Genomic DNA, 3,961 nt, shown 5'->3' on the forward strand with positions numbered 1-3,961 from the left:
CCATTCGGCATCCGTCAGATCGGAGGGGTAGCGCAGCCCGCGCCGATCCGCCGCACGCCGATGCTCCGCTGTCCACGCCATCCTGCTTCCCCACAAATCGCCCGCAGGAGAAGGGAATCACATCCGATTCAGGTAACTCAATTCCTTTTCGGATGGGCTCTTATATATATATTCGCCACTCGGCACCGTTGGTCAGCACGCACCAGTCCACGCCGGCAGCATTGGCATAGTTGATGGTCTGCACGATCCACTTCCGGTCATTGAGGGAGTGACCAAGTGGCTTCGCCTCGACGAAGAGCACCGGTGATCGGTTCAAGAACAAGGCGTAGTCGACAGGATTGTCTGCCGAATTATGCCGGTACTCGTTGCGGACCTTATCAATGTCGAGGATGTCCCAACCCAGAGCCTCGACGGCCGGCGTGATGAGAATGCGCTTGGTGTCCTGCTCTGAGATCCGACCTTCCTGGATGCGCAACCGGGGAATACGGTCGGCAACCAAGCGGAGTGCCACAGTCAAAGGACCGGCAGCGGTGGCTGGCGGGGCAGCAGCAGGCGACATGAATACAATAAACTCCGGCAGACCCCCAGCCAGAGCCGGAAGCGTCTTATCGCACCTTATCGTGCCTGGAAACATGCTGACTGTCATCCGTTCCGACACGCGAAGGGGCACCGATCGGATCATCCGCCTACAATAGTTGCATGCTGATTTGCCCAGATAGCAGGCATGGCACCAAGAAGACGCGGTAGGCTAAGACCCTCAAGGCGCTGCCCATCCAAGATGGCCTCCACGAAGACCGGCGCCAACAATGTCAGCCGCAACAGTGTCCCGAGATACCCCCCGTTCGATTCGCTCTGCCGCCGCCATTTCGCTGATCGACGCATATCGCCCCTCGTCCAGGAAGCGCTGATACCGGAACGCCCGCGCCAGCGCCCTCAGCAGCGCCGGATCGGCTCGCGTCGGGATGGCGCCCTCGCGCCCGTCCCGTACCGGCGTGACCACGGTCTTCCGCCCTGGCTGGTGGCGGATGGTCAGTGGCACCCGGACGGTGATGCTGGTCGCCACGGTCATGCCACCGGCCTCAGGGCGTCGGGCGCGATGGCCGTGAGATCCCGGACCAGCCCGGCCAGCCCCTCCACACGGAGGCGAATGTCGGCGCCGGCGGGACCGGCCACCACGCGCTCCACCAGAGCCCGGACAATTCGCGCCTGCTCCGCAGGGAAGAGCTCCCCCCATAGCGGGTCGAGCCGGAGCAGCGCCTCCCGAACCTCGTTCTCGGTGATCTCTGGCGCCTCGGCCCGCGCCGCCCGCCAGGTGCCGACGACCACCTCCGGCTGCCGCAGCAGCGCCCGCACCTGGTCCACCACCGCCGCCTCGATCTCCGCGGCCGACACCCGGCGCACGATGCTGTCGTCGCCGGCCGCATCACCCTTCAGCACGCGCTGCGCCACATAGTACCGGTAGAGCCGGCCGTTCTTCCGGGCGTGGGTCGGGGACAGCGCCCGGCCGTCTACCCCAAAGATCAACCCCTTCAGCAGCGCCGGCGTCTGTGCCCGGTTCTGATTGGCGCGAACCCGCGGGCTAATCTGGAGCACGGCATGCGCCCGGTCCCATAGCTCCCGCGGCACGATGCCCTGGTGCTCGCCGGGATAGATGTTCTCTTTGTGCGCGGCCTCCCCGACATAGGTACGGTTGTTCAGCAGCTTATACACATCGCCCTTGTCGAGCGGCCGGCCAGCCTTGCTGGTGGCGCCCTCCTCTCGAAGGCGCTTCACCGTCTCGATCCCTGATCCCGTCTCGGCGAAGATCTCGAACACCCGGCGCACTCGCGGTGCCTCACCCTCGTTCACCACCAGCTTGCGGGCAACGACGTCGTAGCCGAGCGGCACCTTGCCTCCCATCCACATGCCGCGGGCGCGGGACGCCGCGAATTTGTCGCGGATCCGCTCGCCGATGACCTCCCGCTCGAACTGCGCAAAGCTGAGCAGGATGTTCAGCGTCAACCGGCCCATGCTGGTCGTGGTGTTGAATGACTGCGTGACGGAGACGAAGGTCACGCCATGCGCGTCCATCACCTCCACCAGCTTGGCGAAATCCATGAGTGACCGGCTGAGCCGATCAATTTTGTAGACGACGATGACGTCGACGAGGTCGGCCTGGATGTCGGCCAGCAGCCGCTTCAGCGCCGGCCGCTCCAGTGTACCTCCGGAGAAGCCGCCGTCATCGTAGCGGTCGCGGACCAGGACCCAGCCCTCGGCGCGCTGCGAGGCGACGTAGGCCTCGTAGGCCTCGCAGGCCTCGCAGGCCTCGCGCTGGGCGTCGAGGGTGTTGAATTCCTTGTCGAGCCCCTCGTCCGTGCTCTTGCGGGTGTACACCGCACAGCGGAGTTTCTTCACGGATGCGGGCATGGCGCCGTCGGGCAGCCTCCGGCGGCTCATGCCCCGGGCCTCCCCTTGAGCCCGAAGAAGGTCCAGCCGTTCCAACGCGTGCCGGTGATGTGGCGGGCGATGGCGGAGAGCGACCGATAGGGTCGGCCCTCGAATTCGAAGTCGTCGGCGCGGACCGTCACCACGTGCTGCACGCCGTCGTACTCGCGCACCAGCCGCGTGCCGGGCAGCGGCCGGCTGTCAGCGCGGATCCGGCGAAGCACCACGTTGCCGCCGTCCAGCTGCTCGCCCAGCGCCTCCAGGCGGGCCCGGGTCTCCGGCTTCAGACCACCGTAGGCCAGTTCCTGGATCCGATAGGCGAGGCGGCTCTGAATGTAGGCCCGGTTGAAGGGCGGCGGCTCCTTACCAAATAGCTCCCGCCACTGCTGCTTCAGCGCCGCCGTGGGTAGAGCCTGCAAGGCGGCGAGCCTACCAAGGACGTCAGCAGGCGGGATCTTCGGAATGGTTGGTGCCGCGGGCTGCAGCTGCGGCAAGGCGCGTCGGGTCATGCGGAGGCCCTTTCTCTGGGGGCCGCATGCACGCTCTGCCGGGCGGTATAGTGTAGCGAACTCTCTCCCAACTCCCCGGCCATGGCGGCGTCGCGGGCGAGATCCTCGGCCGTGCGGCGCCGTAGCCGCACCAGACTGGTGGCCAGGATGGCGCAGACCTCGCGGAGGTGCGGCGGGAGGTGGCGGAGGGCTGGAGCGGTGGGGGTGATCATGCGAACCGGTCCCAGCGATCGGACATCTTCGCCGCACCCCGCAGGCGCCCGCAAAAACCTGCGGAATCGTAGTTGTTGCGAGTATGGTGCACTGCATGAGCACCGAATCGTTGGCCAGCAAATTGCCGCTGGCTGAGGCGCTGGTCGCCTGGTCTGATCCTGCCCTGGTCGACGCCGTGCGCACGCACGAACGTCAGTTCACCCCCTACGAAATGGCAGGGTTCTTGGGCGCGAGGCTTTGCGCCGACGCGGAACTCACAACGCCCTCCAGCACGCGCTGGAAGATGGGGCCGCCCGACCACACGCTGCTGTATGCAGCCTGGGATGCCTTGGAGCGAGACTTTCGGCGTCGGATGACACAAGGCGAGTTCTATCTGTCCGGAGTCCAAACAGAACCCGAGCTGACTGTCGCGCCACGGCCGATCCCCGGCGCCTGGGCAGCCGACTGCCGGTTCAACTACGAGAAAGATGTGGTCGAGGTGCACAGCTTGCACTTCTGCGCCGTTCAGGCGTCGCGGCAGTCGCCGGACCCAGCCCTCTACAGCCTCGCCACGGGGGAGGTACCGACCGGGTCCTGCAATGCGCAGCCTGTGGGCCATCGGCTGACGGCAGACCAGGTCGTGCATCTGGATCCGGATGTCGTCGTGGCGTTGCTGGAGCAGCACGCCGAGCACGTGCGCACCGGCCTGATACCAAGCGGCTGAAGGTCTGGCTCTGGGGTTTGATCCGACGCGGTCGGGCGTGATTCATCGGCTGGCATGGCATCTGGGGACGGACCATGCCGGCGCTGATGATCCGGGAAGACGTGCCGCCTGC

General features: G+C 66.1%; 6 protein-coding genes. 1 reads left to right on the top strand and 5 read right to left on the bottom strand.

All coding sequences use genetic code 11. The features are described 5' to 3' along the window. Window positions 1–160 precede the first annotated feature (160 nt). From H7965_RS29000 to H7965_RS29020, 5 genes are all read right to left on the bottom strand, one after another. Window positions 161–559 (bottom strand): type I restriction endonuclease, encoded by a 399-nt coding sequence (locus H7965_RS29000; RefSeq protein ID WP_186773974.1) that lies wholly within the window; start codon window positions 557–559, stop codon window positions 161–163. 198 nt (window positions 560–757) lie between these two features. Then, the gene (locus H7965_RS29005) at window positions 758–1,069 is read right to left on the bottom strand and encodes a hypothetical protein (protein ID WP_229682865.1); all 312 of its coding nucleotides are present in this window, start codon (window positions 1,067–1,069) and stop codon (window positions 758–760) included. Further along, window positions 1,066–2,436, bottom strand: coding sequence for a recombinase family protein (locus H7965_RS29010; protein WP_186773975.1), 1,371 nt, complete (start codon window positions 2,434–2,436; stop codon window positions 1,066–1,068). Before H7965_RS29010 ends, H7965_RS29005 begins: the two co-directional genes overlap by 4 nt. Beyond that, entirely contained in the window at window positions 2,433–2,933 is a 501-nt protein-coding gene (locus H7965_RS29015; RefSeq protein WP_186773976.1) for a DUF2924 domain-containing protein, read from the bottom strand. The genes H7965_RS29010 and H7965_RS29015 overlap by 4 nt, the downstream gene beginning before the upstream one ends. After that, complete coding sequence (locus tag H7965_RS29020; protein ID WP_186773977.1) at window positions 2,930–3,145, bottom strand: hypothetical protein; 216 nt, start codon at window positions 3,143–3,145, stop codon at window positions 2,930–2,932. Before H7965_RS29020 ends, H7965_RS29015 begins: the two co-directional genes overlap by 4 nt. 95 nt (window positions 3,146–3,240) lie before the next feature. Between H7965_RS29020 and H7965_RS29025 the strand changes: the two genes are divergently transcribed. Further along, on the top strand, window positions 3,241–3,849 hold the full coding sequence (locus H7965_RS29025) for a hypothetical protein (RefSeq protein ID WP_186773978.1): 609 nt from the start codon (window positions 3,241–3,243) through the stop codon (window positions 3,847–3,849). Window positions 3,850–3,961 lie beyond the last annotated feature (112 nt).

This window comes from Siccirubricoccus deserti, from assembly GCF_014283215.1.
Lineage (GTDB): Bacteria > Pseudomonadota > Alphaproteobacteria > Acetobacterales > Acetobacteraceae > Siccirubricoccus > Siccirubricoccus deserti.

Bases quoted from the DNA above. Each gene is read 5' to 3' on its own strand.
- H7965_RS29000 (WP_186773974.1), bottom strand. From the start codon at position 559: ATGTCGCCTGCTGCTGCCCCGCCAGCCACCGCTGCCGGTCCTTTGACT.
- H7965_RS29005 (WP_229682865.1), bottom strand. From the start codon at position 1,069: ATGACCGTGGCGACCAGCATCACCGTCCGGGTGCCACTGACCATCCGC.
- H7965_RS29010 (WP_186773975.1), bottom strand. From the start codon at position 2,436: ATGAGCCGCCGGAGGCTGCCCGACGGCGCCATGCCCGCATCCGTGAAG.
- H7965_RS29015 (WP_186773976.1), bottom strand. From the start codon at position 2,933: ATGACCCGACGCGCCTTGCCGCAGCTGCAGCCCGCGGCACCAACCATT.
- H7965_RS29020 (WP_186773977.1), bottom strand. From the start codon at position 3,145: ATGATCACCCCCACCGCTCCAGCCCTCCGCCACCTCCCGCCGCACCTC.
- H7965_RS29025 (WP_186773978.1), top strand. From the start codon at position 3,241: ATGAGCACCGAATCGTTGGCCAGCAAATTGCCGCTGGCTGAGGCGCTG.